This window comes from Aeromonas sp. MR16 (assembly GCF_022549315.1).
GTDB lineage: Bacteria > Pseudomonadota > Gammaproteobacteria > Enterobacterales > Aeromonadaceae > Aeromonas > Aeromonas aquatica.
Genome location: NZ_JAKZFK010000048.1, coordinates 1 through 23,854 on the forward strand (window position 1 = coordinate 1; position 23,854 = coordinate 23,854).

The following is a 23,854-nucleotide window of genomic DNA, read 5'->3' on the forward strand; positions in this document are numbered from 1 at the left end:
ACCAGGGATGCGGCTTCGAGTTTGAATTCGGCAGTAAATGAGCGACGTAATCTTGTCATTGAACACCTCTGATCTTGGTGGCGACTGTACCACCTAAAATGGTGTCCGGGATGATTAGACCACTACATTCTATAGCCTATGTCTCTTAGGTAGCATGTTGGTCAAAGTGTTGTCTCTAAGCACATGGTGGTGATAGAGCGCAGCCGAAACATGCAAGAAGATCAGGGCATAGCCTATGTTGGCAAGCGTCTCATGAAACTCCTTTATTGTTCCCTTTAAACCATCATTCTGAGCCATGAGCGTTGGGAACTCGAACCCGAAGAGGGGCACAGACTTACCACTTGCACTCAGGGTAAGCCACCCCAGTAAGGGGGTGAGAATAAGGAAACAGTAGAGTGTCAGGTGAGCAAGTCTGGCCAGCTTGTTCATTAAGGCCGATGATTCAGGAACAATGCGGGGGGTTGGATTGCCAAAGCGAACCAACAGTCGAATAACAACGATCGCCAAGATGAGCAGGCCCGTCATAAAGTGCCCCTCTTTCATCAGCTCACGTCCAGCAGAGCCCCTGGGGAATATATCTCTGAACTCCATCAGGCAATAGACTGTCATGATCAACAGCAGGGTCAGCCAGTGTAGCGCTATGCTCAGGTTGCAATAGCGTTGTTTGGTATGTTGCAACATATTCACATCCTTCTTTTCGATTCTGGACTCATGATGGCTCTGATGTCGTAGCCTGATCCTGCAGTGCCTGGCATCAGAACCTTTCCGAACACGTCACCCACTACCGAGCATGTGAACCTGCGGGTCACCACAATCATGCGTTCAGCCTGTATCTATAGCTTGGCGAGCCGCTCTCGAATCTCTGTTCGGCGTCCCTGATCCGCCAGCTCGCGGCCCGGGCGATCCGGGGCGGCCAGCGCCTTGTCGAAATAAGCCTTGGCTTCGGCCTTGCGTCCCTGATCGAGCAGGAAGTCGCCGTAGAAGAAGTTGGGATCGATGCCGCTCGGATTGATGGCCAACGCCTGCTTGAGCAACTGCTCGGCCTTATCGTCATCGCCAAATCCCACCGGCCAACCCGGCACCTGATAGTAGAGCGAGCCCAGGCTGGTGTAGGCGGAGCCTTCCAGCGCCTTGGGATCCTGCTTGATGGCTATTTCCAACGTGGCCTTGGCTTCTTTCACCAGGCTGAGGGCCCCCAGCCCCCCCTTGGCGCCGGCCCAGGTGCTCTTGACGATGGCCGACCAGATCAGCAGATCGGTGCGAAAAGCCTCCTTGGCACTGGCCTGCTCGGCCTGGCTGCTCAGTTGCTCCAGGCAGCTCTCCTTGGCCTTGCCGGTCTGCTGATATTGGCAAACAGCCCACTGCTGCTGGATGGTGGGCAGGGCGTCGGCAGCCTGAGCCAAGCCAGAGCCCAGGGCTAATAGGAGGAGAGCGCTGTGACCCAAACGGGGGCGGAAAGTGGTGTGCTTCATCTTAAGGTTCCTTCTCTGTCATGACGGCGGTGGGGTGGCCTTTGCCCGCGGCTGGCGGAGGCGAGTGGCGGGCGTAGCGCTCTATGATGACTCTTTGCTTGGCCAGCGCCTTGTCGACGAGGCCGGGCAGCAGTCCGTTGAGGCGCACAAACAGCTTCTCCGGCCAGCCGAGCCAGCTGCGGCGGGTTTCGTTGCACAGGGCGATGACGGCGGCCTCGGCCACGTCCTGCGGGCTGTCGGTTCGGGTGCCGAGCTCGGCGTTCATCTCATAGGCGGCTTCCGGGTTGAGACGAGTACGGGTGGCGCGGGGAGCGAAGTGCAGTACCTTGATTCCGGTGCCTTCCAGCTCGCGACCCAGTGCCTCGCTGAAGCCGCGCAGGGCGAACTTGCTGGCACAATAGACGCTGTAACCCGCATAGCCGATAGCGCCAAAGCTGGAGCCTATGTTCATCACCACGGCGGGTTTGCGCAGCCTCGGCAGCAGGGCGCGGGTGAGCTGGATCGGGGCCTCTATGTTGAGCAATAGCTGGCGCTCCACCTGCTCGGCGCTCTGATCCTCCAGCCAGGCAAACTGGTTGCAGCCGGCGTTGTTGATCAGCACATCCAGCCCTTCATCCAGTGCCGGATGTTGCAGCAGTCGCGCCCGCTCCTGAGAGGAACCCAGATCGGCGATCACTATCTGGTGGTGCTCCGGATGGGGCAGAGCCTTGCACAGACGTTCAAGCGCACTGGCCCTGCGTCCGTGCAACAACAGGTGCGCACCCTGCGCCGCCAGCTCCTGGGCCAGCGCTTCGCCGATCCCGCCGCTGGCACCCGTGAGCAGCACGAGTTTTCCTTCAAGCTTCATCGTTCGGATCCAGTGAGCTGATAGAGCATGTCGGCGTAGAGGCGGTAAACCACCTTGGCAGCGTGAATGATGGCGTCCTGGTCGGCGGTGTCTTCCACCCGGTTCATCAGGGATTCGAAGAACTTGAGATGATCCTGATCCAGCGCTCCGTGGGAACTCAGATAGCTCATGGCCTGAGGCGGCAGACCGAGCCCGGTTTTCAACTGCTCGGCCACGGTCAGGGCGATGGCGACGCTGGTGCCTTCCAGCACCTGCACCATGCCGAAGAATCCCATGGGGTTGCCGCGCTGTATCTGGTCATAGAGAAACGCCACCATCAGCTCGATGGGCCGCCCCGGCTGGCCGTGGCGCACCGCCTCGGCATCACCACCGCAGGCGCGGATGTCATTGAGGATCCACTCTTGATGGCCGTACTCTTCGTCTATGTACTCCTTGATGGCCTCTCGTACCCACTCATACTCCTGCCCCAGCTTGCCGCCGGTGGCCATCAACAGCGGCACCGTGTGACGCACGTGGTAGTAAGCCTCTGCCAGGAAGGCGAGATACGTCTCTCGGCTGATATCGCCGCGGCGGCAGGCTTCGATGATGGGGGCGCGAAACAGATACTCACGCTCCTGGACGGTGGCTTGTTGCAGAGTCTGGTAGAAGCTCATGAGCGCTCTCCTGTGAGGCATTGGCTGATCTGTCGGGAAAAGTGGTGATAGATCCGTTCGCGACGGGGGCGACCGTTGGCGGTCAGCAGCTCCGGATGTTGATCCAGTGCCACCGGCAGCCAGTGGTGAATGCGGGCATAATCGGGCAGGCGCTGGTTGAGCTGCTCGATCTGTTGCGCCAGTTGGGCATCTGCGCCGGGCAGCGGCTGGATCAGCGCCACGTTGGCGGGCTGGCCATCGCCGAAGACCACGATGCGGACGATGGCCGGGCAGAGCTGGGCCTGTGCCTCGACCCATTCGGGGGAGAAGTTGCGGCCAAAGGCGGTGATCTGCAGGTTCTTCTTGCGCCCCGTGATGTGCAGGTAGCCCTGCTCATCCAGATGACCGAGATCGCCGGTAGCAATCTGGCTGGGGGGGGGCTCGTCCGTGCCCAGGTAGCCGAGCATGGCAGCCCCTTCCACCAGGATCTCGCCGTCGGCGGCGATCGCTATCCTGCAATGTGGCAGGGGCTGGCCGACACTGCCGAGGCGGTGTTCCTCCGGGCCATTGAGCGCCACGACGGAGCCGCATTCTGACAGCCCATAGCCTTCGTAGACTGGCATCCCCCGCTCGCGGGCGTGGCGGATCAGCTCGGGGGCGACCTTGCCCCCGCCCACGGCGATGAAGCGCAGGGTGGCGAGGCGCTCGGCGAGCGCCTCATTGACGCCGCACAGGGCGAGCAGCAAACGCAGCAACTCCGGCACCAACACCAGGCTGTGGGTGGGCCAGCGCAACAGGGCCAGAGCCAGGGTGGCGGGATCCAGCTTGCTGGAGCCTTCGAACCCCAACTCCTTGAGCGAGGGGATCTGGCTGCAGGCGCCGGTAAGCAAGGGCACATAGAGGCCGGTCAGATTCTCCAGCAGGGTGGTCAGCGGCAGCAGGGTCAGGTGTTTCTCGACCTGTGCGGGCGCGACGCGTCTTACCAGCGAATCGCAGACCGCCATCATCTGTTCAAAGGAGAGGCAGACCCCCTTGGGCTGCCCCGTGCTGCCAGAGGTGTAGGTGATCTTGGCGGTGCCGACTGGCAAGGAGGGCACCTGTGCCGGCTGCCTTCGCCACAGCGGCAGCTCGCCGGCCGACAGGGTCAGGGGCTCACAGGCCTGCCATCCCTCATGCTCGGGTCCTACCAGGGCATCGGCCCCGCTGCTTGCCAGCAACCAGGCTTGTTGCTCCGGGCTGAAGAAATGTGGAACCGGGATGACCACGATCCCGGCCCGGGTGCAGGCCAGATCGATCAGTGCCCAGGGCAGGCCGTTGTCGAGCTGCAGCGCCAGCCGAGCGATGCCGGCCCGCTGCAGACGTTCGGCAAGTGTCTGGATCTGTTGCCACAGCGCCTCATAGTTGAGGTGATGCTCGCTGCTGCTCAGTGCAGGGTTGTCGGGCCTATGGCGGGCAAAGTGGGCTATCTGGTCGAACAGCATCATAAGACGCTCCGGTGTGGGCAATTGAACAGGGACGGCATGGGTGACAGCAGGGAGAGCAGCAGGCTGCCCTGTGCCAATGTCTGGCGCCCTTGGCCGAGATCCCCGACCATCACCTTGGGCTGGCAGTGGTAATAGGCACCCCAGGCGCGGGCATCCTCTCCAACCCTGTCGGCGCGGGCTGGCGCCAGCTCGACCAGCTCAAGGCGCAGACGATGGAAGCTGTTGCGCAGCTTGACCGTGCCGGTGAACACCACGTAATCGAGAGCGTTGTCACACAGCAGACGGCACAGCGCCGCAAACATCAGGCGGGCATTGCCCGGTTCGCCGCAGGCCAGATTGCCCACCTCGACGATGCGATCCCGCCCGGCGCGGACTCCCAGTCGGGTCTCTATGGCCGCTTCGATGGATTGTTCCAGATATTGTTCCAGATAGAGGCGCTCATCGCTGGCCAGCTTGAGGCCACAGGCGCCGACCAGCATGCCGTCTGCTCGATAGAGGCCGAGCAGGCAGGGCATGAAATGGGGAATGCGGGCATCGAACTCACGGCTGTAGGCTGCCTGGATGTAAACCTGCAACGCCATGACCTGTTCCGGGGTATCGGCCAGGACTAACCGGTAAGGGGGTTGAATGTCAGTGGTCATGGATGGCTCCTTCTCGTCTGTTGCTATCAGACTAAAGGGGCAAACTTAAGAATCGGTTAAGAGTTAAAACCTTTATTTCCACTGACATTTTGATGCTCGTCTACACCACGTCACATCTTGACTGCGCAGCAGCGATACGCAGCTCGACTTTCAGCTAATTCGACGAGACAGGTAGCTGTGACATGTCCGAGTCCATGACATTGTCCGAGAAACCCTGACAGTACACTGTTCCGATAGCGGTAACTCCGCACATAACTCGACAGCATCCTACCAGGCCCTGCGCCACCACTGGCCGCCAACTTCGCGCCTATGCCGGCAGCAAGCCAAAGGAGTCATGGAGCGTTCCTGCCACGGCAGGTGGGGCAATGTGCTACAGCCACTGGATGAACCATCCCCCTTGGGCCAGCCACCTTCCCCTCTTACCGTCTGCGCAGTCCCCTCATGAGTGCGCACTACAAACTGCGCACTTTTCTGCGCACCGGAACTGCGCAAAACAAAACGCAACGGATAGCCCAATGTAGGATGCTCTAGGCGTGGCAAGGCCTGGGGAGGAGATGAGGGGTTTGAAGATTGCGCAATTGCGCAGAACGAAATACATCGGCGCGAACAACAACCATGGTGATCACAGCGCAAGGGAAGTGAGTGCAATATAGGGAAATGACTTCTGCCCAGTTTGCTCTTGGCGCTGACCCGACATTTCGGCGAGGCAGACCGGTACGCCGATCGATACACCTGTGGTCATGTCGGCCATGGCCTTAGCTGGGGACGGGGACCCGCGGACCGGTACGCCGGTGGAGACCGAGAGTGGGGTAGCTTACCTGGCCTATCCGGCACCTCATTTCCCCTAAACAGAGACAATCAGGGGAGGGGCTTAGCCCTGATATATACCGCATTGATCCGGAGATACAGAAGCCACCGTCACTGATGTGGGGGGATTTTGGGGGGTATAAGGAAAATTCACATCTAGTTTTTTACTGTAAAATCAGTGTGATAAATTCACGTTTCGAGAGAGACCCCGGCACCATTCAGATTCAGTGACAAAAGGCCATCCTCACGGATGGCCTTTTGTTTTGCTGCGCGTCGTATTTTTCTTTTCTTCGCAGGTCTAGTCGATGTTCTGGGCGATGCGCCACAGCACGCCGGACGGATCATAGAGGCAGAAGTCCTTCATGCGCCACGGCTGGGTGACTATCTCCGTCACCCTGACGCCGTAGCGCGATGCGACCTGGCTGTCCTTCACGTGGGCCCACCAGGCTGCCACGTCCTCCACCAGTATGTGCATCATGAAGTGCTCGGCCAGGGCGTCATGGTAGTAGTCCTGCAGCAAGAAGCTCACCTCGCCGAAGTGGAAGTAGGCCACTCCGCCGCCATCGGAGGCCAGGGTGAACCCCAGATCCTGATAGAACTGCCTGGAGAGCGCGAAGTCGCGGGCGGGCACGAAGGCCTTGATTTCAGTTACCTTGAGATTGCTCATGGGCTCCTCGTGGCGGGCGCAGGGTTAAAAGGCATAGTCGCGCCAGTATGACCCGAACGGCGGGACGTCAGCCAGATCCGGCGTGATGGCGCCCCTCATTTGGCGGTGCAGGGCGGCGGGACTGGCCCGACAGTGCCGGATGCTTGCCACCGGCACGGGGCGGCTGGCAGACATTCACGCTTGCGGGCTCGACGCCTCGTCCCCCGGCGCCCTTAACAGGCTGTTAAGTTTCCCAGCCCATAGTCTGCCCATACCAGAGGGTATCTCGGGAGGCAGCATGCAATATCGATCCGATTTTGTGACCACCCTGGCCAACAAGGTGCCGGAAGTGACCCTGATCTTCTGGATCATCAAGATGATGTCCACCACGGTCGGCGAGACGGCGGCGGATTATCTGATCTTCCAGCAGCATCTGGGGCTGACCCTGACGTCTGCCTTGATGGGCACTCTGCTGGTCGTGGTGCTCGCCCTGCAGATAAAGGCGGTGCGCTATGAGCCCCGGCGCTACTGGCTGGCAGTGGTGCTGGTCAGCATCTTCGGTACTCTGCTGACCGACAACCTGACCGATCGGGTCGGGATCCCGCTCTGGCTCTCGACCAGCGTCTTTACCCTGCTGCTGGTCACTTTTGCCATTTGGTTTCGTCATGAAGGCACTCTTTCCATTAATTCTATAAATACCCTCAGGCGGGAGAAATTCTACTGGCTCGCCATCCTGGTCACCTTTGCCCTCGGCACGGCGGCCGGTGACTGGGTGTCGGAGGGGATGGATATCGGCTATTTGAATGCGACCCTGTTGTTTGGCGGCCTGATCGCGTTGATGGCCGTGGCATACAGGGTCTTCAGGATGAATACGGTGCTCAGCTTCTGGATTGCCTATGTGCTGACCCGGCCGCTGGGGGCCTCGGTGGGGGATCTGTTGTCACCGTCCGTCAAGCACGGGGGGCTGGGGTATGGGGTGACGACCGTCAGCGAGGCCTTCTTCGTGCTGATCCTCCTGCTGGTAGGCTATCTGACCCTGAGGCGACAGGCCGCGTAGCCGGAGTCAATGATGGCGGGCCGAACGGCCCGGCAGTCCCGTGGGGAAGAGCTGATCCGGCTTCCCCTTCTTTCTGCCTTCCGCATCCCTTTATCCCGCTTTCTCTGTCGTCAGACCAGGGCCGCAGGCTTGCCCTGTTCACGGGCGTCTGCCCGTCGCGATCACCGCCATTCCTTCCTCGATTGTTCTCCCCTGTCCCATCTTGGTGCGCCCCGTCCTCGCTGCACAGCCGAAGTGCGATCCTGATCCTGTTTGTGGCCAGACTGCGCCATCATGGTGCGCAGTCACATTGTGATCACACCAAGATACTGAAAAATAAGGGTTATATTTTTTGGCCTGCTTTATGCTTTAAACCAGTCATGTCGCCATGATGATCCCTGCGGGGTCATACCGAGGGTTAGGGTGGGGCAATATTGATTTGATGATCAGGGTAAATAGCCAAGTTTGACATTCATATCAGGAAATGGACCCGGCCGGGTGCCGGGACGACAAGGAGAGGGCTGTATGTTCAAGAGACTCGTAATGACTGGCCTGCTGGCGCTGACCGCCACCATGGCCGCCCCCGGTTGGGCTGAAGAGGTGGCCGCGCAGGCCGGTGTGGTGCAGGCCGCGGCCGTGACCATCAACAAGGGCGACAACACCTGGTTGATGGTGGCGGCCACCCTGGTGATCCTGATGTCCATCCCGGGACTTGCCCTGTTCTACGGTGGCCTGGTGCGCGCCAAGAACATGTTGAGCGTGTTGATGCAGGTGTTCACCCTGTTCTGCCTCATCACCGTGCTGTGGGTGGTCTATGGTTACTCGCTGGCCTTCACCGAGGGAGGCGCCTTCTACGGATCCTTCGACAAGGTGCTGCTGATGGGGGTCACGCCTGAGTCTATTGGTGCCACCTTCAGCAAGGGCGTGGGGATCAGCGAGTTCATCTTCGTGGTGTTCCAGGGGGCCTTCGCCGCCATCACCTGCGGCCTCATCGTCGGCGGCTTCGCCGAGCGGATGAAGTTCTCCGCGGTGCTGCTGTTCGCCGTGATCTGGTTCACCTTCGCCTACATTCCGATGGCGCACATGGTGTGGTACTGGGCCGGTCCGGATGCCTACACGGACGCGGCAGCGGCCGAAGCCGCCGGTGCCACCGCCGGTTACCTGTTCCAGCACGGCGCCCTCGACTTTGCCGGCGGCACCGTGGTGCACATCAACGCGGCGGTCGCCGGTCTGGTCGGTGCCTTCATGGCGGGCAAACGGGTGGGTTACGGTCGTGATCCCATGACACCCCACAGCCTGACCATGACCATGATAGGCGCGGCCCTGCTGTGGTTCGGCTGGTTCGGTTTCAACGCCGGCTCCGCGCTGGAAGCGAACGGCACCGCCGCCCTGGCGCTGATCAACACCTGGGTGGCCCCTGCCGCCGCCGCGCTCGCCTGGACCTTCGCCGAGTGGCTGATGAAGGGCCGTCCCTCCCTGCTGGGTGCCGTCTCCGGTGCGGTTGCGGGTCTGGTGGCCATCACGCCGGCCGCCGGTTTCGTCGGCGTCGGTGGTGCCCTCATCATCGGCCTGCTGAGCGGCGTCGCCGGTCTGTGGGGGGTGCACGGTCTCAAACGCCTGCTGGGGGCCGATGACAGCCTGGACGTGTTCGGCCTGCACGGGGTGTGCGGGATCCTGGGCGCCGTGCTGACCGGGGTCTTCGCCAGCCCGGATCTGGGCGGTACCGGGGTCTGGGACTATGTGACCAACCAGGTGGCCGAGGGTTACTCCATCCTGACCCAAGTTAAAATCCAGGTCATCGGCGTGCTGGTGACCGTGGCCTGGACCGGCGTGGTCTCCGCCGTGGCCTACAAGCTGGTGGATCTGCTGATCGGCCTGCGGGTGAAGGAAGATGCCGAGCGGGAAGGGCTGGATGTCACCAGCCACGGCGAGAAAGCCTACAGCCTGTGATCCCATCGGCTTCCCGTTAACGAGTCTGCCGCCGGCCCTGTCCGGCGGCTTTTTTATGGCGGCCTGTATGAAAGGCGCGGGAAAACGGGCCCTTTGCACCCATCCTTTGTCCATGGGGCTACCCCTGCTATTTCGTTCTGACGGCGTTTTATGCCTGCATTTTGGGCGGATCTCCGCTAAACTCTGCCACCCTTTATTTGGGGTAGCCGGGTTAGCCCGCTTCCATCCTTTTATCTATGCCTTCGGAGCCGCTCATGCCGTTAGTGGGACACCAACATCAGATCGATATTCTGGAACTGACCGACAAAGGGGATGGCAAGGGACGCCTGTTCGATCGCCCCCTGTTTGTCGAGGGGCTGCTGCCCGGTGAGCAGGCGCTGGTCGAGCTGACCGAAGTCAAGCCGAACTACCTGCATGGCAAGCTGGTGGAGCTGACCCAGCCCTCCGCCGACCGGGTCCCCGATTTCTGCCCCAATACCGAGTGCGGTGGCTGCCAGGTCAGGCCGCTGGCCTATCCGGCTCAGCTCAAGCTGAAGCAGGCGCTGGTGCAGAGCGCGCTGGATCAGGCCGGGCTGATGACTCAGGTCAACCCCATCCTCGGCATGGATAGCCCCTTCGCCTATCGCAACAAGGCGCAGTATGCGGTGCGCAGCAGCGCGGCTGGTGCCGAGATCGGTTTCTATCGCAAGCACTCCCACGATCTCATCACCGCCGACGACTGCGCGGTGCAGGACTCCCTGCACGTGGAGCTCAATGCCCGGGTACGCAACTGGATGCGCACGCACGAGATCGCGGCCTATGACGAGGTCAACCACAGCGGCTGCGTGCGCAACCTGATGACCCGCAAGGGCTTCAAGAGCGGCGAGCTGATGGTGGTACTGGTGACCCTGGGTGAAGAGCTACCATTCGAAGCCGAGCTGCTGGCGGTGCTGGCGGATCTGCCCATCACCACCCTGGTACAGAACGTCAATGACGAGCGCACCAACCGCATCCTGGGCGCGAGCAACCGGGTGCTGCTGGGGGAAGGCGTCATCCGCGACAAGATCCATGAACTCGCGTTCGAGATATCGCCGCTCTCCTTCTTCCAGAACAACCCGAGCCAGACCGATGTGCTCTACTCCAAGGCGCTCGACTACGCCGAGTTGACCGGCAACGAGACTGTGTTCGACATCTACTGCGGCATCGGCACCATCTCCCTGTTCCTGGCGGCTAAGGCCGCCAAGGTGGTCGGCATAGAGTCGGTGGAGAGCGCGATCAGCGATGCCCGCCGCAACGCGGCCCTCAATGGCATAGAGCACACCGAATTCCACGTGGGCAAGGCCGAGCAGCTGATGCCCGAGCTGCACGCCCAGGGCGTGAGCGCCGATGTGGTGGTGATGGATCCCCCCCGCAAGGGTTGTGACAAGGCGGTGCTGCAGACTCTGGTCGCCATGGCGCCGCGCCGGCTGGTCTATGTCTCCTGCAACCCGCAGACCCTGGCCCGGGATCTGGCCTACTTGGTCAAGCAGGGCTTCGTGCTGGACGAGGTGCAGCCGGTGGACATGTTCCCCCACTCCATGCACGTGGAGGCGGTTGCCCGCCTGAGCCTGCCAGCCAAGGGTTGATGGATCTCCTGACGGGCATGTCCCTCAGGAATAAATGGAATTAGCCAGATGGCTCTGATAAAAACGACTCCAAATGGAGTCGTTTTTTTATGGCCGCCAAGGGGTAGCTGACTGGCAGGGAGCCTGATATGAGCATTCGTTTGGCCGGGGTGGAGGACGCCGCGGCGCTGGATCACTTTTTTCAACAGCTGGATCGGGAGACGCGTTTCATGCTGTTCGAGGCGGGGGAGCGCCCATCCGATATCGAGGGGCAGCGCCAGCGTCTGGCCGCCATGCAGGCCAGTGCCAATCAGCGCATGTGGCTGTTGACCTTGGCCGACGAGGTGCAGGGTTTTGCGCTGATGATCGGAGGCGGCTTGTTGCGCAATCGACACTGCGCCCTGATCGTGATGGGGCTGCGCCAGGGCACGCGGGGCCAGGGCTGGGGTGAGCGTTTGCTACGTACCCTGATCGCCGCCGCGCCGGGTTGTGGCATCAGCCGGCTGGAGTTGGGAGTGATGGCTCATAACGAGGCGGCTCATGGGCTCTATCGCAAGTGCGGCTTTATCGACGAAGGCATCCGGCGCAACGCCTATCGACTGGATGATCGCGATGTCGACGAGATCAGCATGGGCCTGCTGTTGCCGCAGGGGAAATCATGAGGTGGTGGGTCGCTGATACCGGGTCGACGAGTGTTGCCGGTGCTGGCGATGATAAGGCCCTTATCGGAACAAGGAGCGGATCATGAGAGGTGTGTTGCTGCGTTGGCTGGCTCGCTACGATGCCTGGTGTCAGGAGTGGGGGCTGGTGCCTGAGAACCGGCGCTGCTGCGCACCGGTGCGTTATGACGAGGATGAGCAAGAGGCGACGACGGAGGATGAGCCGCCTCTCAGCGGAAGTTGCGAGTCACGGCGCCGCTGACGCTGTTGTAGTCAAAGCCCAGCCCATCCGGATAAGTGGGCAAACGGCCGATGGAGTCCCGCAAGATATAGCGGCAGTTGTCGTGGCGCAGTTGGCCATTGGCCTGTCCATCGACAGGGATCAGGTGGGAGACATAGTCGCTGTCCGCGTCGGCGTGGAGCTCATCGGCGGCGGTCTGGTCGGTATCGAGCAGGCCGCCGAACAGGCTCTCGCAGTCATCCCGGCTACTGACGGAGATCTGATCGCTGTCGCCCCCCGGGAAGACGGTATCCGGCCCCTGGCCGCCCTGATCTTCCTTGGTGCCCACCGGCCAGCCGTGGCTGTTGATATCGAGATCCTGCTTGCCCATGCCGCTAAAGTTATAGAGTGCCAGCGGCTCTCCCCTCACCTTGACGGCCCAGCCCGCATGGGCCAGCTGGACGGCGCTGGAAAAACTGCCCGCGGTTGCCGACACGCTGCTCTTGAGGGCATCGTCCTTGATGTTGATGAAACGGGGCAGGGCGGTGACCGCCAGGATCCCCAGCACTATGATGACCAGCACCAGCTCTATCAGGGTAAAGCCGTGAGAAATGCGTTTTGACATGGAATGAACCCATTAAGTACGACAAACAGGTAAGCGTGATATGAAACTGATCGATACCCACTGCCACCTCGATTTTCCGGTCTTTGAGCCCGACAGGGAGGCGCTGCTGGCCCAGTGGCGTCAATTGGGAGTGGGCGAGTATATCATCCCCGCCGTGGGAGAGGAAAACTGGACTCGCGTGATCTCATTGGCAGAGCGCCATGCTGGCATCGCCTATGGTCTGGGCATTCATCCCTGGTATGTGGGGACGCAAGTGCCCGACGTGCTGGCGCGGCTGCACGGCTTGCTGGCGAGCAGGCCTCGGGGCTTGGTGGCCATCGGCGAGTGCGGACTGGACCTGCGCAGCCAGGTGCCGCAGGAGGGGCAGCTCGCGCTGTTCGAGGCACAGATCAAACTGGCCATGGAGTTCGAGTTACCGCTCATCGTCCACTCGGTGCGAGCCAACGACACGGTTGCCAAGATCCTGCGGCGCTTCAAACCGGCCGCTGGCGGCGTGATCCACGCCTTCAGCGGTTCCCTGCATCAGGCCGAGGTGTTCTGGCAGCTTGGGTTCAGGCTGGGCATAGGTGGCGTCATCAGCTATGAGCGGGCCAACAAGACTAGGGAGGCAATCCGCGACATGCCGCTGGAGGCGCTGCTGCTGGAAACCGACGCCCCCGACATGCCGCTGCAAGGGCGGCAAGGGGAGCCCAATACCCCCGCCAGCCTGCCCGTGATCGCGCAACTCTTGGCCGAATTGCGGCGGCAGCCGCTGGAGGATGTTATTTCGGTGTTGCATGAATCCACTTTGCGGGCCTTCCCGCGCATGGAACGTGAAATTAACAGTTGATTAACTGTTGATATCGCAGTGATAAAAAACAGGACCCATAAAAATCGTTTGCGGTCTAATTAAACGATGGCCGGCCCTTTTCAGCCTTATAAAATGTGACCAGCATTCTACTTTGTCGCACCGTAATTAGTATAATGCGGACCCTTGATTAACGGCTTTAAGATACAAAACGTTAACAAGCTGGAAGGTGCTACATAAGAGGAAATATTAATAATGAATCTGATAATGGGTCTGGTAGGGATGGTGACGCTCATCCTTATCGCGGTGCTGTTCTCCAGTAATCGCAAAGCAATTAAAATTCGCACCGTTGGCGGTGCCTTTGCCATTCAAGCCGGTTTGGGCGCCTTCGTGCTCTACGTCCCTGTCGGTCGGGATATTCTGGTCGGCGTATCTGATGCTGTTTCCAGCGTCATCGGTTATGGCCACAACGGTATCGAATTCCTGTTCGGTGGACTGGTCAGCAACAAGATGTTTGAAGTCTTCGGTGGCGGTGGCTTCATCTTCGCCTTCCGTGTGCTGCCCGTCATCATCTTCTTCTCCTCCCTGATCGCGGTTCTCTATTATCTGGGCATCATGCAGTGGGTGATCAAGCTGCTGGGTGGTGGTCTGCAAAAGGTACTGGGTACCTCCCGTACCGAATCCCTGTCTGCGACCGCCAACATCTTCGTCGGCCAGACGGAAGCCCCGCTGGTGGTGCGTCCCTTCATCGGCAAGATGACCGATTCCGAGCTGTTTGCCGTCATGTGTGGTGGCCTGGCCTCCGTCGCCGGCTCCGTGCTGGCCGGTTACGCCTCCATGGGCGTCAAGATGGAATACCTGATCGCCGCCTCCTTCATGGCCGCGCCGGGTGGTCTGCTGTTCGCCAAGCTGCTGGTACCGGAAACCGAGACCCCCAACTATGACGAGAGTGCTGCCGATGGCGAGCTGGACGACAAGCCGGCCAACGTGATCGATGCCGCCGCCGCCGGTGCCTCTGCCGGTCTGCAACTGGCCCTGAACGTGGGCGCCATGCTGCTGGCCTTCATCGGTCTGATTGCCATGATCAACGGTCTCTTCGCCGGTGTAGGTGGCTGGTTCGGTTATCCGCAGCTCTCTCTGGAACTGCTGCTGGGTTGGTTGTTCTCCCCGCTGGCTTTCCTCATCGGTGTGCCCTGGAGCGAAGCCGTGGTGGCGGGTTCCTTCATCGGCCAGAAGCTGGTGGTGAACGAGTTCGTGGCTTACCTGAACTTTGCCCCCTATCTGAAGGATGAGGTGCTGATCAACGGCGTGGCCATGTCTGACCACACCAAGGCCATCATCTCTTTCGCCCTGTGCGGTTTCGCCAACCTGTCCTCCGTTGCCATCCTGCTGGGTGGTCTGGGCTCCATGGCGCCAAATCGTCGCGGCACCATCGCCAGGTTCGGTCTGAAGGCCGTGCTGGCAGGCTCTCTGTCCAACCTGATGTCTGCCACCATCGCAGGCTTCTTCCTGGCATTGACAGCCATGTAGTATTTGCCTGACAGTCAGGTAAAGACGAACGCCACAGCATAAAGCTGTGGCGTTCGCGTTTGAGGCGGTGACAACCGTTTGCGTTTCTAGACTAATAATAAAATGAGTCAAATCGGAGGTTATATGAATGAAGTGCTACTGGCGATGGCAGCCGGCTTTATCGTTGGCTTGTTGTTTTCTTTCCTCAAATTGCCTATTCCGGCACCTCCCGTGCTGTCAGGGGTAATGGGGATTGTGGGGGTGTATCTGGGGGGGATTGCCTACTCCTGGATCCTGACCCGCTTTTTCTCTTAAGCACTTTCCAGTACCGGATTTGCCAGATGTGAGGTACCTCTGAAAATGGCAAATCCGGCTTGCAAACACGGGGTATCTCGGCTGAAATAGGCGATGCCAGCAGGGTGCTGGCATTGACTAATACCCACATGAAGTGGGTGTTGGCGGTCAAATGGAATTGATTGGGAAGTCGGGTCAGCGGTTGTCGGCCTTTCTCAAGTCTTCATGGAACCAAGTCCGCACTTTTGTAAGAAAGTGACAGGGCTCTTGCCTTATTTGCAGCCGTATTGCCTGTGCATTTGCGCTGTAATTCCATATCCCCTTTATCCGGGATCTTCTCTTGCCGATCCTGCGTGCTCGGCGAAGACGGATCACGGGTTGTGGGAATCATCGAGACTTTGGAGACATAGCATGACCGATCTGAAACTGGCCGCCCAACGCGCCCTGAACCTGATGGACCTGACCACCCTGAACGATGACGACACCGATCAGAAGGTCATCGATCTGTGCCGCAAGGCCAAGTCCCCGGCCGGCCTCACCGCCGCCGTCTGCATCTATCCCCGCTTCATCCCCATCGCACGCAAGACCCTGCGTGACATCGGCGCCGCCGACGTGCGCATCGCCACCGTGACCAACTTCCCCCACGGCAACGACGACATCGAGATCGCCGTGGCCGAGACCCGCGCCGCCGTGGCTTACGGTGCCGACGAGGTGGACGTGGTATTCCCCTACCGCGCCTTCATGGCCGGCAATGAACAGGTCGGCTTCGATCTGGTCAAAGCTTGTAAGGAAGCCTGCGGTACGCAAGCCTTGCTGAAGGTGATCATCGAGACAGGTGAACTGAAGGAAGAGGCCCTGATCCGTCGCGCCTCCGAGATCAGCATCGATGCCGGTGCCGACTTCATCAAGACCTCCACCGGCAAGGTGCCGGTGAATGCGACCCCGGAAGCGGCCCGCATCATGATGGAAGTGATCAAGGCCAAGAACCCGAAAGTCGGCTTCAAGCCGGCCGGTGGTGTGAAGGATGCGGCCGTGGCCGGTCAGTACCTCGCCATGGCCGAAGAGATCCTGGGCAAGGACTGGGTTTCCCCGCGCACCTTCCGCTTTGGTGCATCCAGCCTGCTGGCCAGCCTGCTGGCGACCCTGGGCCACGGCGACAAGCCGGCCAATACCAGCGGTTACTAAGCGGTGGCAGGGGACGGCATGCCGTCCCCTATTTCGGTCTGTGTTCGTGCATGACGCACGGAGGGAATGAAAGATGTTTTTGCCTCAAGAAATTATTCGCAAGAAGCGCAACGGTGAAGCGCTCAGTACCCAAGAGATTCAATTCTTCGTCCAGGGCATTACCAACAACACCATAGGCGAAGGCCAGATAGCGGCCCTGGCCATGGCGGTCTACTTCAAGGACATGACCATGGATGAGCGGGTGGCCCTGACCTGCGCCATGCGCGACTCCGGAATGGTGCTGACCTGGGATCACCTGAACCTGGGTGGCCCCATCGTCGACAAGCACTCCACCGGCGGTGTGGGTGACGTGGTTTCCCTGATGCTCGGCCCCATGGTCGCCGCCTGCGGTGGCTTCGTGCCCATGATCTCTGGCCGTGGCCTGGGCCACACCGGCGGTACCCTGGACAAGCTCGATGCCATCCCCGGCTACCAGACCTCGGTCGACAACGATCGCTTCCTGAAGGTGGTGAAAGAAGCGGGTGTGGCCATCATCGGTCAGACCGGCGATCTCGCCCCTGCCGACAAGCGCATCTATGCGGTCCGTGACATCACGGCCACCGTCGAATCCATCGCCATGATCACCGGCTCCATCCTCTCCAAGAAGCTCGCCTCCGGGCTCGAAGCGCTGGTGATGGACGTCAAGGTGGGCTCAGGCGCCTTCATGCCGACCTTCGAGGCCTCCGAAGAACTGGCGAAGAGCATAGTGGCGGTGGCCAACGGTGCCGGCTGCCGCACCTCTGCTCTGCTGACCGACATGAACCAGGTGCTGGCCTCCAGCGCCGGCAACGCGGTAGAAGTGCGCGAGGCGGTACGCTACCTGACCGGTGAATATCGCAACCCGCGTATCCACGAAGTGACCATGGCGCTCTGTGCCGAGATGCTGATCTCCGCCAACCTGGCGAGCGATGAACACGACGCCCGTGCCAAGCTGCAGGCGGTGCTGGACAACGGCAAGGCCGCTGAGATCTTCGGTCGCATGGTCACCGGTCTCGGTGGCCCCGCCGACTTCATGGAGCGTTACGACAGCTACCTGCCCAAGGCCGGCATAGTGCGCCCCGTGTATGCGGCGCAGACCGGTTTCGTGACCGCTATGGATACCCGCGAACTGGGCCTGGCCGTGGTCGCCATGGGCGGTGGTCGCCGCGCCGCCGGAGACAAACTCGATTATGCGGTCGGTCTGACCGACTTTATCCGCCTGGGGCAGAGCGTCGAGGCTGACAAGCCGCTCGCGTTGATCCACGCTCAGACAGAAGCTCAATTTGCCGAGGCCGCCCGCATGGTGCAGGCGGCTGTCAAGATCGGTGACTCCCGACCAGAGGCACTGCCCGAGGTTTACCGTCGCATCGGTCTGGCCGATTTGTAACAAGGGGAAGACCCATGAAACGTACCTTTATTCTGATGATGGACTCCTTCGGTATTGGCGCTGCCGCCGATGCCGAGAAGTTCGGAGATGTGGGCGCCAACACCCTTGGCCATATCGCCAAGGCCTGCGCCGCCGGTGAGATTGAAGGCCGTGGCGCCCTCAACCTGCCCAACCTCAACAAGCTGGGTCTGGGCCACGCAGGGGAGCAGGCTTCCGGCTACTTCCCGGCAGGCTTGAAGAAAGATATCGAGGTAGTCGGTGCCTATGGCTTTGCCCAGGAGCTCTCCTCCGGCAAGGACACCCCGTCCGGTCACTGGGAGATCGCCGGTGTGCCCGTCCTGTTCGAGTGGGGCTACTTCCACGATCACCACAACAGCTTCCCGCAGGAGCTGCTGGACGCCATCGTCGAGAAGGCGGGCCTGCCGGGTTACCTCGGCAACTGCCACGCCTCCGGCACCCAGGTGCTTGATGACTTGGGTGAGGAGCATATGCGGACCGGCAAGCCGATCCTCTACACCTCCGCCGACTCCGTGTTCCAGATCGCCTGCCACGAAGAGACCTATGGCCTCGAGAAGCTGTATGAGCTGTGCCACATAGTGCGCGAGCTGCTGGAGCCCTACAACATCGGTCGGGTCATCGCCCGTCCGTTCGTGGGCAGCGGCAAGGGCAACTTCAAGCGCACCGGCAACCGTCACGACTACTCGGTGCTGCCGCCGGCACCGACCGTGCTGGACTACATGAAGGACGCGGGTGGCCAGGTGGTCTCCATCGGCAAGATCGCCGACATCTATGCCAACCAGGGCATCACCAAGCAGGTGAAGGGCACCGGTCTGACTGAGCTGTGGGATCGCACCCTGGAAGAGGTGAAGGCCGCTGGTGACAACACCATCGTCTTCACCAACTTCGTCGACTTCGACTCCTCCTACGGCCACCGCCGTGATGTGAAGGGTTACGCCGACGCGCTGGAGTACTTCGACTCCCGTCTGCCCGAGCTGTTCGAGATACTGCAAGATGGCGATGTGGTGGTGCTGACCGCCGACCACGGTTGCGATCCGACCTGGAACGGTACCGATCACACCCGTGAGTACATTCCGGTGCTGTTCTACGGCAAGCCGGTCAAGGCTGGCTCCGTCGGTCGTCGCGAGACCTTCGCCGACATCGGCCAGAGCATAGCGGCCTACCACGGTCTGCCCAAGCTGCAATACGGTACCAGCTTCCTGTGATCGCGATCCCGGGCAGGATGTTGCATGACCTGCCCGGGTTGCAGCACGGTACCGGCTTCCGGTAAGTTACCCGCCCGCCGCCGCGAGGCAGCGGGCAAACAAACCAATAAAGACAATAAAACTCAACCTAGTGTGAAGGAATCAAGAGAATGGCAACTCCTCATATCAATGCGAAAGATGGCGCCTTTGCTGACACAGTACTGATGCCAGGGGATCCCCTGCGCGCCAAGTACATCGCCGAGACCTTCCTGGAGAACGTCGAGCAGGTGTGTGACGTGCGCAGCATGCTCGGCTTCACCGGCACCTACAAGGGCCGTCGCATCTCCGTCATGGGCCACGGCATGGGCATCCCGTCCTGCTCCATCTACACCAAAGAGCTGATCACCGACTACGGCGTCAAGACCATCATTCGCGTGGGCTCCTGCGGCGCCGTGCGTGAAGACGTGAAGCTGCGTGATGTGGTGATCGGCATGGGCGCCTGCACCGACTCCAAGGTGAACCGTCTGCGCTTCAAGGATCACGACTTCGCCGCCATCGCCGACTTCGATCTGGTCGCCAATGCCGTGCAGGCCGCCAAGAACAAGGGTGTTGCCGTGCGTGTGGGCAACCTCTTCTCGGCCGATCTGTTCTACACCCCGGATCCCTCCATGTTTGACGTCATGGAAAAATACGGCATCCTGGGTGTCGAGATGGAAGCCGCCGGTATCTACGGCGTGGCCGCCGAGTACGGTGCCAAGGCGCTGACCATCTGTACCGTTTCCGACCATATCCGTACCGGTGAGCAGACCACCGCCGAAGAGCGTCAGCTGACCTTCAACGACATGATCGAAATCGCGCTGGACTCCGTGCTGCTGGGCGACTGATCCCGCGGCTTCGGCTCCATGCAAAACGGCGACCCTGGGTCGCCGTTTTTTTATGCCTCATTTGGGAAGAAAGCCCAGAGGGCTAGGTGTGCTATCTATTCTTTCGGGCCGCCCACCACGAGATTAACACCATGAAACGAATGCATATTCTGATTCCGAACATCGCGTGGGCCCGCGACGCGGTGTTGAATGGATTCGCATTGCCCCCTGTGATCGCAATAACGCCGCACCCGGCCCATGCGATTGGCCAAGACCCGATGGGAGATAAAGCGCCCTAATCACCTTCTTTGCTCACCACCAGCGACCAGCTCTTATCGGGATTGAACAGCTGAATTGCCTCAACGGCCGTTGCCGTTTCGGTACCTAGATCCTTTTGATAAACCCGCCCCTCGTGATTCACCATGAAGGTCATCACCCCACTGTTGGCATAATCGGCCGGCCAGGCGATCAGGGCGACACCGTCTCTTAATTGTCCTTCGACAAAGTACTCTTTCGCCCCCCCATTGGCAGCGGCTCCCTGGGCATACAAGATACGGTAGTAGTAGCCATGATAGGGGGTGCGTTGACCGACCACGGCCTTGTAGCCCTCTGCCGCGGCACTGACGACCTCCTCTCCGGCCGGGCTTGCTGGTTCCCCCTTGCCCACAGGCCAATAGAGTCCATTTTGTTGCCCTGCATCACTGCGCAGTTTTGCCGCAAAGATCCCCGCTGTTTGGCCATCATGCCCCACGGCGGCGTACTCTATCTGTGCGTCGATAAAGCCACGGCACACCGCAATCGCTCCCAACTCATTCCGACCGATGCGGCGATAGACGATCTCTTTGGCACCTGTGGCGCCATCGAGATACCACTTGCCATTTGCAGTCACGAGGGGGATGGGCAGTGGCCAATCCGACTCCCCCACGGCCAGTATCATTTTGTCTTTACCTTCGGCCACCAGTTGGTGCTTGCTCTTGAAGCTCGCGACGAAGGCGGCGCGATCATTGGCATCGGCCACCTCATCCCCCGAGGTGATGGCCTCCTCACTCTTTTCGCCGAGTAACAGCGTCAGTGCGGTGACATCGTTCTTCTCCAAGGCCGTGATCAGGGCCTGCACTGCCTCATCCGGGGTGGCGAAGGTGCGCGGTGCCATGGCGCTTGTGTTGCTGGCGCAGACCAAGGCCAGCAGGGCTAAACCCCATGAGGGGGCCCCACTCCATTTCAACAAAGGCTTCATTATCGCGTACTCCGTCTGGGTTGAGTGGTGGTGCGCGGTGCGGCACGCGCGCTACTAGCCACACTTTCGCGCCCACGTTGGCTGGCGGCGCGCTCGGTTCTGCCCGTATTATGTACCCCCTGGAAGGCACTCCTTGAGGTTGAGGCCGCAGGTGCTCTGCGTGTTGCAGTCTGTGCGGTGCTCTTGTTGTGAGTGGCGCGTGGTTGGACATAGCCGCGATCACGTGCTCCAGCGGTCTGTGGCGTGATTTGCTGCCGCTTGACCTTGTCTCCTGCGTAGTTGCCCTGGCGCGGCGTGCGTTGGGCCACATTCGCCTTCCTATTCACCTGTCTAGCGTCGCGTGTCGCCTTGGTATTTTCGCTTTTGAGTTGGCGGTTGGCTCCCGCATAGGTTCCCTTCGGCGTGGTTGCGCGAGCCTCCCTGTTCACCTCATTGACAGCGCGTGGTGCGCCGGCGTATTCGCTTTTAGGTTGGCGATTGACCCCCGCATAACTCCCTTTCGGTGTGGCCCCTCGCTGGCCCCCCCCTGCCTCGTTATTCAGCGAGCGTTGTCCCAAGGTAGCCAGCTCAGTGCGGTTGGGGCGCGCCGCCGTGATGGGACTGTTGGCTTGGCGCAGGTAGTTATTGGGGCCGCGCTCAAACTTGTTGAAGTAATCGTTCCCCTTGGCGTTGATATAAATATTGTTGTTAGAGCCCCGTTGATAGTTGACCGGCCGGTTGTAGCCGCTGGTGGGACGGAATCCATTGCCATAGTTGGGGTTATAACGATAGGGAGCGTAACCGCTGGGATAACCTGAACCCCAGCGAGGGTAATAATAATCGCCCTCATCATCATCGTCGTTGAAGACCTCGTTGACCAACATGCCTGCGCCAAAGGCGAGCAAGCCCGTCAATACCATATCACCGCGGTCGTATTCATCCTCGTCATCATCATGTTCTACCACTGTCGTGGTCGTTGTCGCAGGCACGGTCGTTGTCGTGGTTGCTGTGGTTACCGGCGCGGGGGCCGGCCCGGCAGCTGGCGGGCTATAGACGGCGCTTGGGTCGTATTGTGGGACATAAACGACGTCAGGGTTGGCAGGCGCAATGGTGACGATCTGCTGATTGTTCTGTTCATCCTTGGCCACTTTCATCTGCTCCGAGTCTTTCAGGTTGCCCACCGCCATCGCTTGTTGGCGCAGGCGCTGAACGGCTGCCAGTACGCCAGGCTCATCGGCTAGGAAGGCACTGCCCAGCTCCGTCGTCCACTCCATCTTCAGGCACATCATGTCCATGACGGTTGGGAAGTGCATCAGCGACATGGTGGGCGGCGTAAAGCCCAGCGGCGCAATGGCGGCGGTCAGCTCTTTCCCTTTGAGATTGGGGTGGGCGACCAGCCAGTTGCCGGCATCGAGCACCTCTTGCGGATTGGTGGCGCTGGCCAGCACCTGAGCCAATACCGCATCAGGGTAAAGGGCTACGGGCGCAAGCAGGGTCTCGAGAGCCTCTGGGGTATATTTCGATGCTTGTGTGTTAATCGGCTGAGGCTGCGCTTGCGGTGCGACCGCAGCGCTGGCTGTGCTGGCGGCCGCGCTGGGCTGGACGCTTTGCGCGACGGGGGGGGGCTCCTCTTTGCATGCCGCCAATACCGTGCTGAGGGCGATCACGGCCGCCAACGCGCTACGGCGAAAAAGGGGTTGCTTCATGATCTTGCTTCCTTCTGCTGGAGTGGCTGATGCACCTCTTGCCCGATGATTTCCACAAATGTTGTATCTCATTGCATTCAATGCGGGCGTCTCATATCGAAAACATAAACTACGAATCGAGATCACACCCAAAACCGGCTGGAAAGGCGTGAAAAATGCGTTTGCTTCTGTCTCAAGATACGCCTGAACACCTTAACGTGACCAAAATCAGATGGGCAGACCTGAGAAGTTAAGGGCTATGGGATACCGTCTTCGGTAGTACTCGAGATTCAATCAACTCACTTGGCGATGGAGAAGATCTACGCGCAGCACAGTGGGACGCCGATGCAGCGCAAATGACTGGATAGGCTGGTCAAGCAACTGCCGCATGAGGTAATCGTAGATCGTCACTTCGTTAACGAGCGCTTCAGCGATGACGGCGGTGCCAAGCGTCTCGATAGTCATTGTAGTGGTCAACTAAATCCGGACACTTGGTTAGGCCGATCCTCGGCTTTTGCTGGCGCGATCCCGTCATTGTGTTGATGTGGACGCCGCCAGTTGTAGTAATCCATCAGGTAGTAACTGATATCCCGCTTCGCCTCCCGCAGGTTCATATATCCCGTTGTCGGGAGCCACTCTGTCTTCAGACTCCTGAACAACCGCTCCATCGGTGCGTTATCCCAGCAGTTACCACGCCGACTCATGCTCTGGGTCATGCGATAGCGCCACAGCCGTTGCCGAAACGCACGGCTGCCATATTGGCTGCCCTGATCGGAGTGAAACAGTACGCCTGATGGGCAACCTCGTTGCTGATAGGCCATCTCGAGCGCTTTTATTGCCAGCTCTGCATCAGGTTTGTCAGACATCGCCCAGCCAACGACCCGGCGGGTATGGAGGTCAAGAACCACTGCCAGGTAATTCCAACAACCTCCGACCCAGACGTAGGTAATATCGCCACACCACACCTGATTGGGTTGCTGAGCATCAAATTCGCGGGCCAGCAGATTGGGAATATCCGGTCGTTCAGATTGGGCGGCCTTATAACGGTGTGCGCCCGGCTGCTTGGATGCCAGCCCGCCTTCCTTCATCAGGTTACGTACTTTGAA

The 23,854-nt window shown here is 60.2% G+C and carries 24 protein-coding genes; 12 read left to right on the forward strand and 12 right to left on the reverse strand.

Annotation, left to right across the window (positions count from 1 at the left end; genetic code table 11):
- Positions 1 to 129 precede the first annotated feature (129 nt).
- The 7 genes from MM194_RS20875 to MM194_RS20905 form a co-directional block, all read right to left on the reverse strand.
- Entirely contained in the window at positions 130 to 681 is a 552-nt protein-coding gene (locus MM194_RS20875; RefSeq protein ID WP_241344838.1) for a cytochrome b, read from the reverse strand.
- A 152-nt stretch (positions 682 to 833) separates the two neighbouring features.
- A complete protein-coding gene (locus tag MM194_RS20880; RefSeq protein ID WP_241344840.1) occupies positions 834 to 1,472 on the reverse strand; it encodes a tetratricopeptide repeat protein in 639 nt (212 codons plus the stop codon).
- 1 nt (position 1,473) lies between these two features.
- Positions 1,474 to 2,319 carry an SDR family oxidoreductase gene (locus MM194_RS20885; protein WP_033129514.1) on the reverse strand — a complete coding sequence of 282 codons (846 nt, stop codon included), beginning with the start codon at positions 2,317 to 2,319 and terminating at the stop codon, positions 1,474 to 1,476.
- Entirely contained in the window at positions 2,316 to 2,972 is a 657-nt protein-coding gene (locus tag MM194_RS20890; protein WP_033129515.1) for an iron-containing redox enzyme family protein, read from the reverse strand. The genes MM194_RS20885 and MM194_RS20890 overlap by 4 nt, the downstream gene beginning before the upstream one ends.
- Complete coding sequence (locus MM194_RS20895; protein ID WP_241344842.1) at positions 2,969 to 4,435, reverse strand: AMP-dependent synthetase/ligase; 1,467 nt, start codon at positions 4,433 to 4,435, stop codon at positions 2,969 to 2,971. Before MM194_RS20895 ends, MM194_RS20890 begins: the two co-directional genes overlap by 4 nt.
- Positions 4,432 to 5,076, reverse strand: coding sequence for a thermostable hemolysin (locus MM194_RS20900; protein WP_033129517.1), 645 nt, complete (start codon positions 5,074 to 5,076; stop codon positions 4,432 to 4,434). Before MM194_RS20900 ends, MM194_RS20895 begins: the two co-directional genes overlap by 4 nt.
- 1,105 nt (positions 5,077 to 6,181) lie before the next feature.
- Complete coding sequence (locus tag MM194_RS20905; protein ID WP_241344844.1) at positions 6,182 to 6,550, reverse strand: VOC family protein; 369 nt, start codon at positions 6,548 to 6,550, stop codon at positions 6,182 to 6,184.
- Positions 6,551 to 6,827: 277 nt separating this feature from the next.
- Between MM194_RS20905 and MM194_RS20910 the strand changes: the two genes are divergently transcribed.
- The 5 genes from MM194_RS20910 to MM194_RS20930 all read left to right on the forward strand — a co-directional run bounded on the left by MM194_RS20910 (position 6,828) and on the right by MM194_RS20930 (position 12,019).
- Complete coding sequence (locus MM194_RS20910; RefSeq protein ID WP_241344845.1) at positions 6,828 to 7,586, forward strand: hypothetical protein; 759 nt, start codon at positions 6,828 to 6,830, stop codon at positions 7,584 to 7,586.
- Between the two features lie 504 nt (positions 7,587 to 8,090).
- Positions 8,091 to 9,515: an ammonium transporter gene (gene amt / locus MM194_RS20915; RefSeq protein WP_033129521.1), complete on the forward strand. Its 1,425-nt coding sequence runs from the start codon at positions 8,091 to 8,093 to the stop codon at positions 9,513 to 9,515.
- A 254-nt stretch (positions 9,516 to 9,769) separates the two neighbouring features.
- The gene (rlmD, locus tag MM194_RS20920; protein WP_241344847.1) at positions 9,770 to 11,119 is read left to right on the forward strand and encodes a 23S rRNA (uracil(1939)-C(5))-methyltransferase RlmD; all 1,350 of its coding nucleotides are present in this window, start codon (positions 9,770 to 9,772) and stop codon (positions 11,117 to 11,119) included.
- Between the two features lie 128 nt (positions 11,120 to 11,247).
- A complete protein-coding gene (locus tag MM194_RS20925) occupies positions 11,248 to 11,760 on the forward strand; it encodes a GNAT family N-acetyltransferase (RefSeq protein ID WP_033129523.1) in 513 nt (170 codons plus the stop codon).
- Positions 11,761 to 11,842: 82 nt separating this feature from the next.
- Positions 11,843 to 12,019, forward strand: a complete 177-nt coding sequence (locus MM194_RS20930; protein WP_193354250.1) for a hypothetical protein — start codon at positions 11,843 to 11,845, stop codon at positions 12,017 to 12,019.
- Here MM194_RS20930 and tppF read toward each other — a convergent pair.
- Positions 11,988 to 12,602 carry a type IVa pilus pseudopilin TppF gene (gene tppF, locus MM194_RS20935; RefSeq protein WP_033129524.1) on the reverse strand — a complete coding sequence of 205 codons (615 nt, stop codon included), beginning with the start codon at positions 12,600 to 12,602 and terminating at the stop codon, positions 11,988 to 11,990. The genes MM194_RS20930 and tppF overlap by 32 nt on opposite strands.
- Positions 12,603 to 12,642: 40 nt before the next feature.
- On the opposite strand from tppF, the gene MM194_RS20940 reads away from it, so the two are divergent.
- From MM194_RS20940 to deoD, 7 genes are all read left to right on the forward strand, one after another.
- Complete coding sequence (locus MM194_RS20940; RefSeq protein ID WP_033129525.1) at positions 12,643 to 13,431, forward strand: TatD family hydrolase; 789 nt, start codon at positions 12,643 to 12,645, stop codon at positions 13,429 to 13,431.
- 213 nt (positions 13,432 to 13,644) lie between these two features.
- Positions 13,645 to 14,919, forward strand: a complete 1,275-nt coding sequence (locus tag MM194_RS20945; protein ID WP_241344849.1) for a NupC/NupG family nucleoside CNT transporter — start codon at positions 13,645 to 13,647, stop codon at positions 14,917 to 14,919.
- A 123-nt stretch (positions 14,920 to 15,042) separates the two neighbouring features.
- A complete protein-coding gene (locus tag MM194_RS20950) occupies positions 15,043 to 15,213 on the forward strand; it encodes a DUF1427 family protein (RefSeq protein ID WP_033129527.1) in 171 nt (56 codons plus the stop codon).
- A gap of 390 nt (positions 15,214 to 15,603) precedes the next feature.
- A complete protein-coding gene (gene deoC / locus MM194_RS20955; RefSeq protein WP_241344850.1) occupies positions 15,604 to 16,377 on the forward strand; it encodes a deoxyribose-phosphate aldolase in 774 nt (257 codons plus the stop codon).
- Positions 16,378 to 16,450: 73 nt separating this feature from the next.
- A complete protein-coding gene (gene deoA / locus MM194_RS20960) occupies positions 16,451 to 17,782 on the forward strand; it encodes a thymidine phosphorylase (RefSeq protein WP_033129529.1) in 1,332 nt (443 codons plus the stop codon).
- A 14-nt stretch (positions 17,783 to 17,796) separates the two neighbouring features.
- Complete coding sequence (locus MM194_RS20965; protein ID WP_241344852.1) at positions 17,797 to 19,005, forward strand: phosphopentomutase; 1,209 nt, start codon at positions 17,797 to 17,799, stop codon at positions 19,003 to 19,005.
- A 149-nt stretch (positions 19,006 to 19,154) separates the two neighbouring features.
- Positions 19,155 to 19,868, forward strand: coding sequence for a purine-nucleoside phosphorylase (gene deoD / locus MM194_RS20970; protein WP_033129531.1), 714 nt, complete (start codon positions 19,155 to 19,157; stop codon positions 19,866 to 19,868).
- A 274-nt stretch (positions 19,869 to 20,142) separates the two neighbouring features.
- Here the strand turns inward: deoD and MM194_RS20975 are convergent, their stop codons facing one another.
- The 4 genes from MM194_RS20975 to MM194_RS20990 form a co-directional block, all read right to left on the reverse strand.
- Complete coding sequence (locus tag MM194_RS20975; RefSeq protein ID WP_241344854.1) at positions 20,143 to 21,084, reverse strand: DUF2950 domain-containing protein; 942 nt, start codon at positions 21,082 to 21,084, stop codon at positions 20,143 to 20,145.
- Positions 21,084 to 22,769: a DUF3300 domain-containing protein gene (locus tag MM194_RS20980; protein WP_241344855.1), complete on the reverse strand. Its 1,686-nt coding sequence runs from the start codon at positions 22,767 to 22,769 to the stop codon at positions 21,084 to 21,086. Before MM194_RS20980 ends, MM194_RS20975 begins: the two co-directional genes overlap by 1 nt.
- 273 nt (positions 22,770 to 23,042) lie before the next feature.
- Positions 23,043 to 23,213 (reverse strand): hypothetical protein, encoded by a 171-nt coding sequence (locus MM194_RS20985; RefSeq protein WP_241344857.1) that lies wholly within the window; start codon positions 23,211 to 23,213, stop codon positions 23,043 to 23,045.
- Between the two features lie 8 nt (positions 23,214 to 23,221).
- Positions 23,222 to 23,854, reverse strand: a 633-nt coding sequence (locus tag MM194_RS20990) for an IS3 family transposase (RefSeq protein WP_241344858.1), incomplete at its 5' end; no start/stop codon positions are given.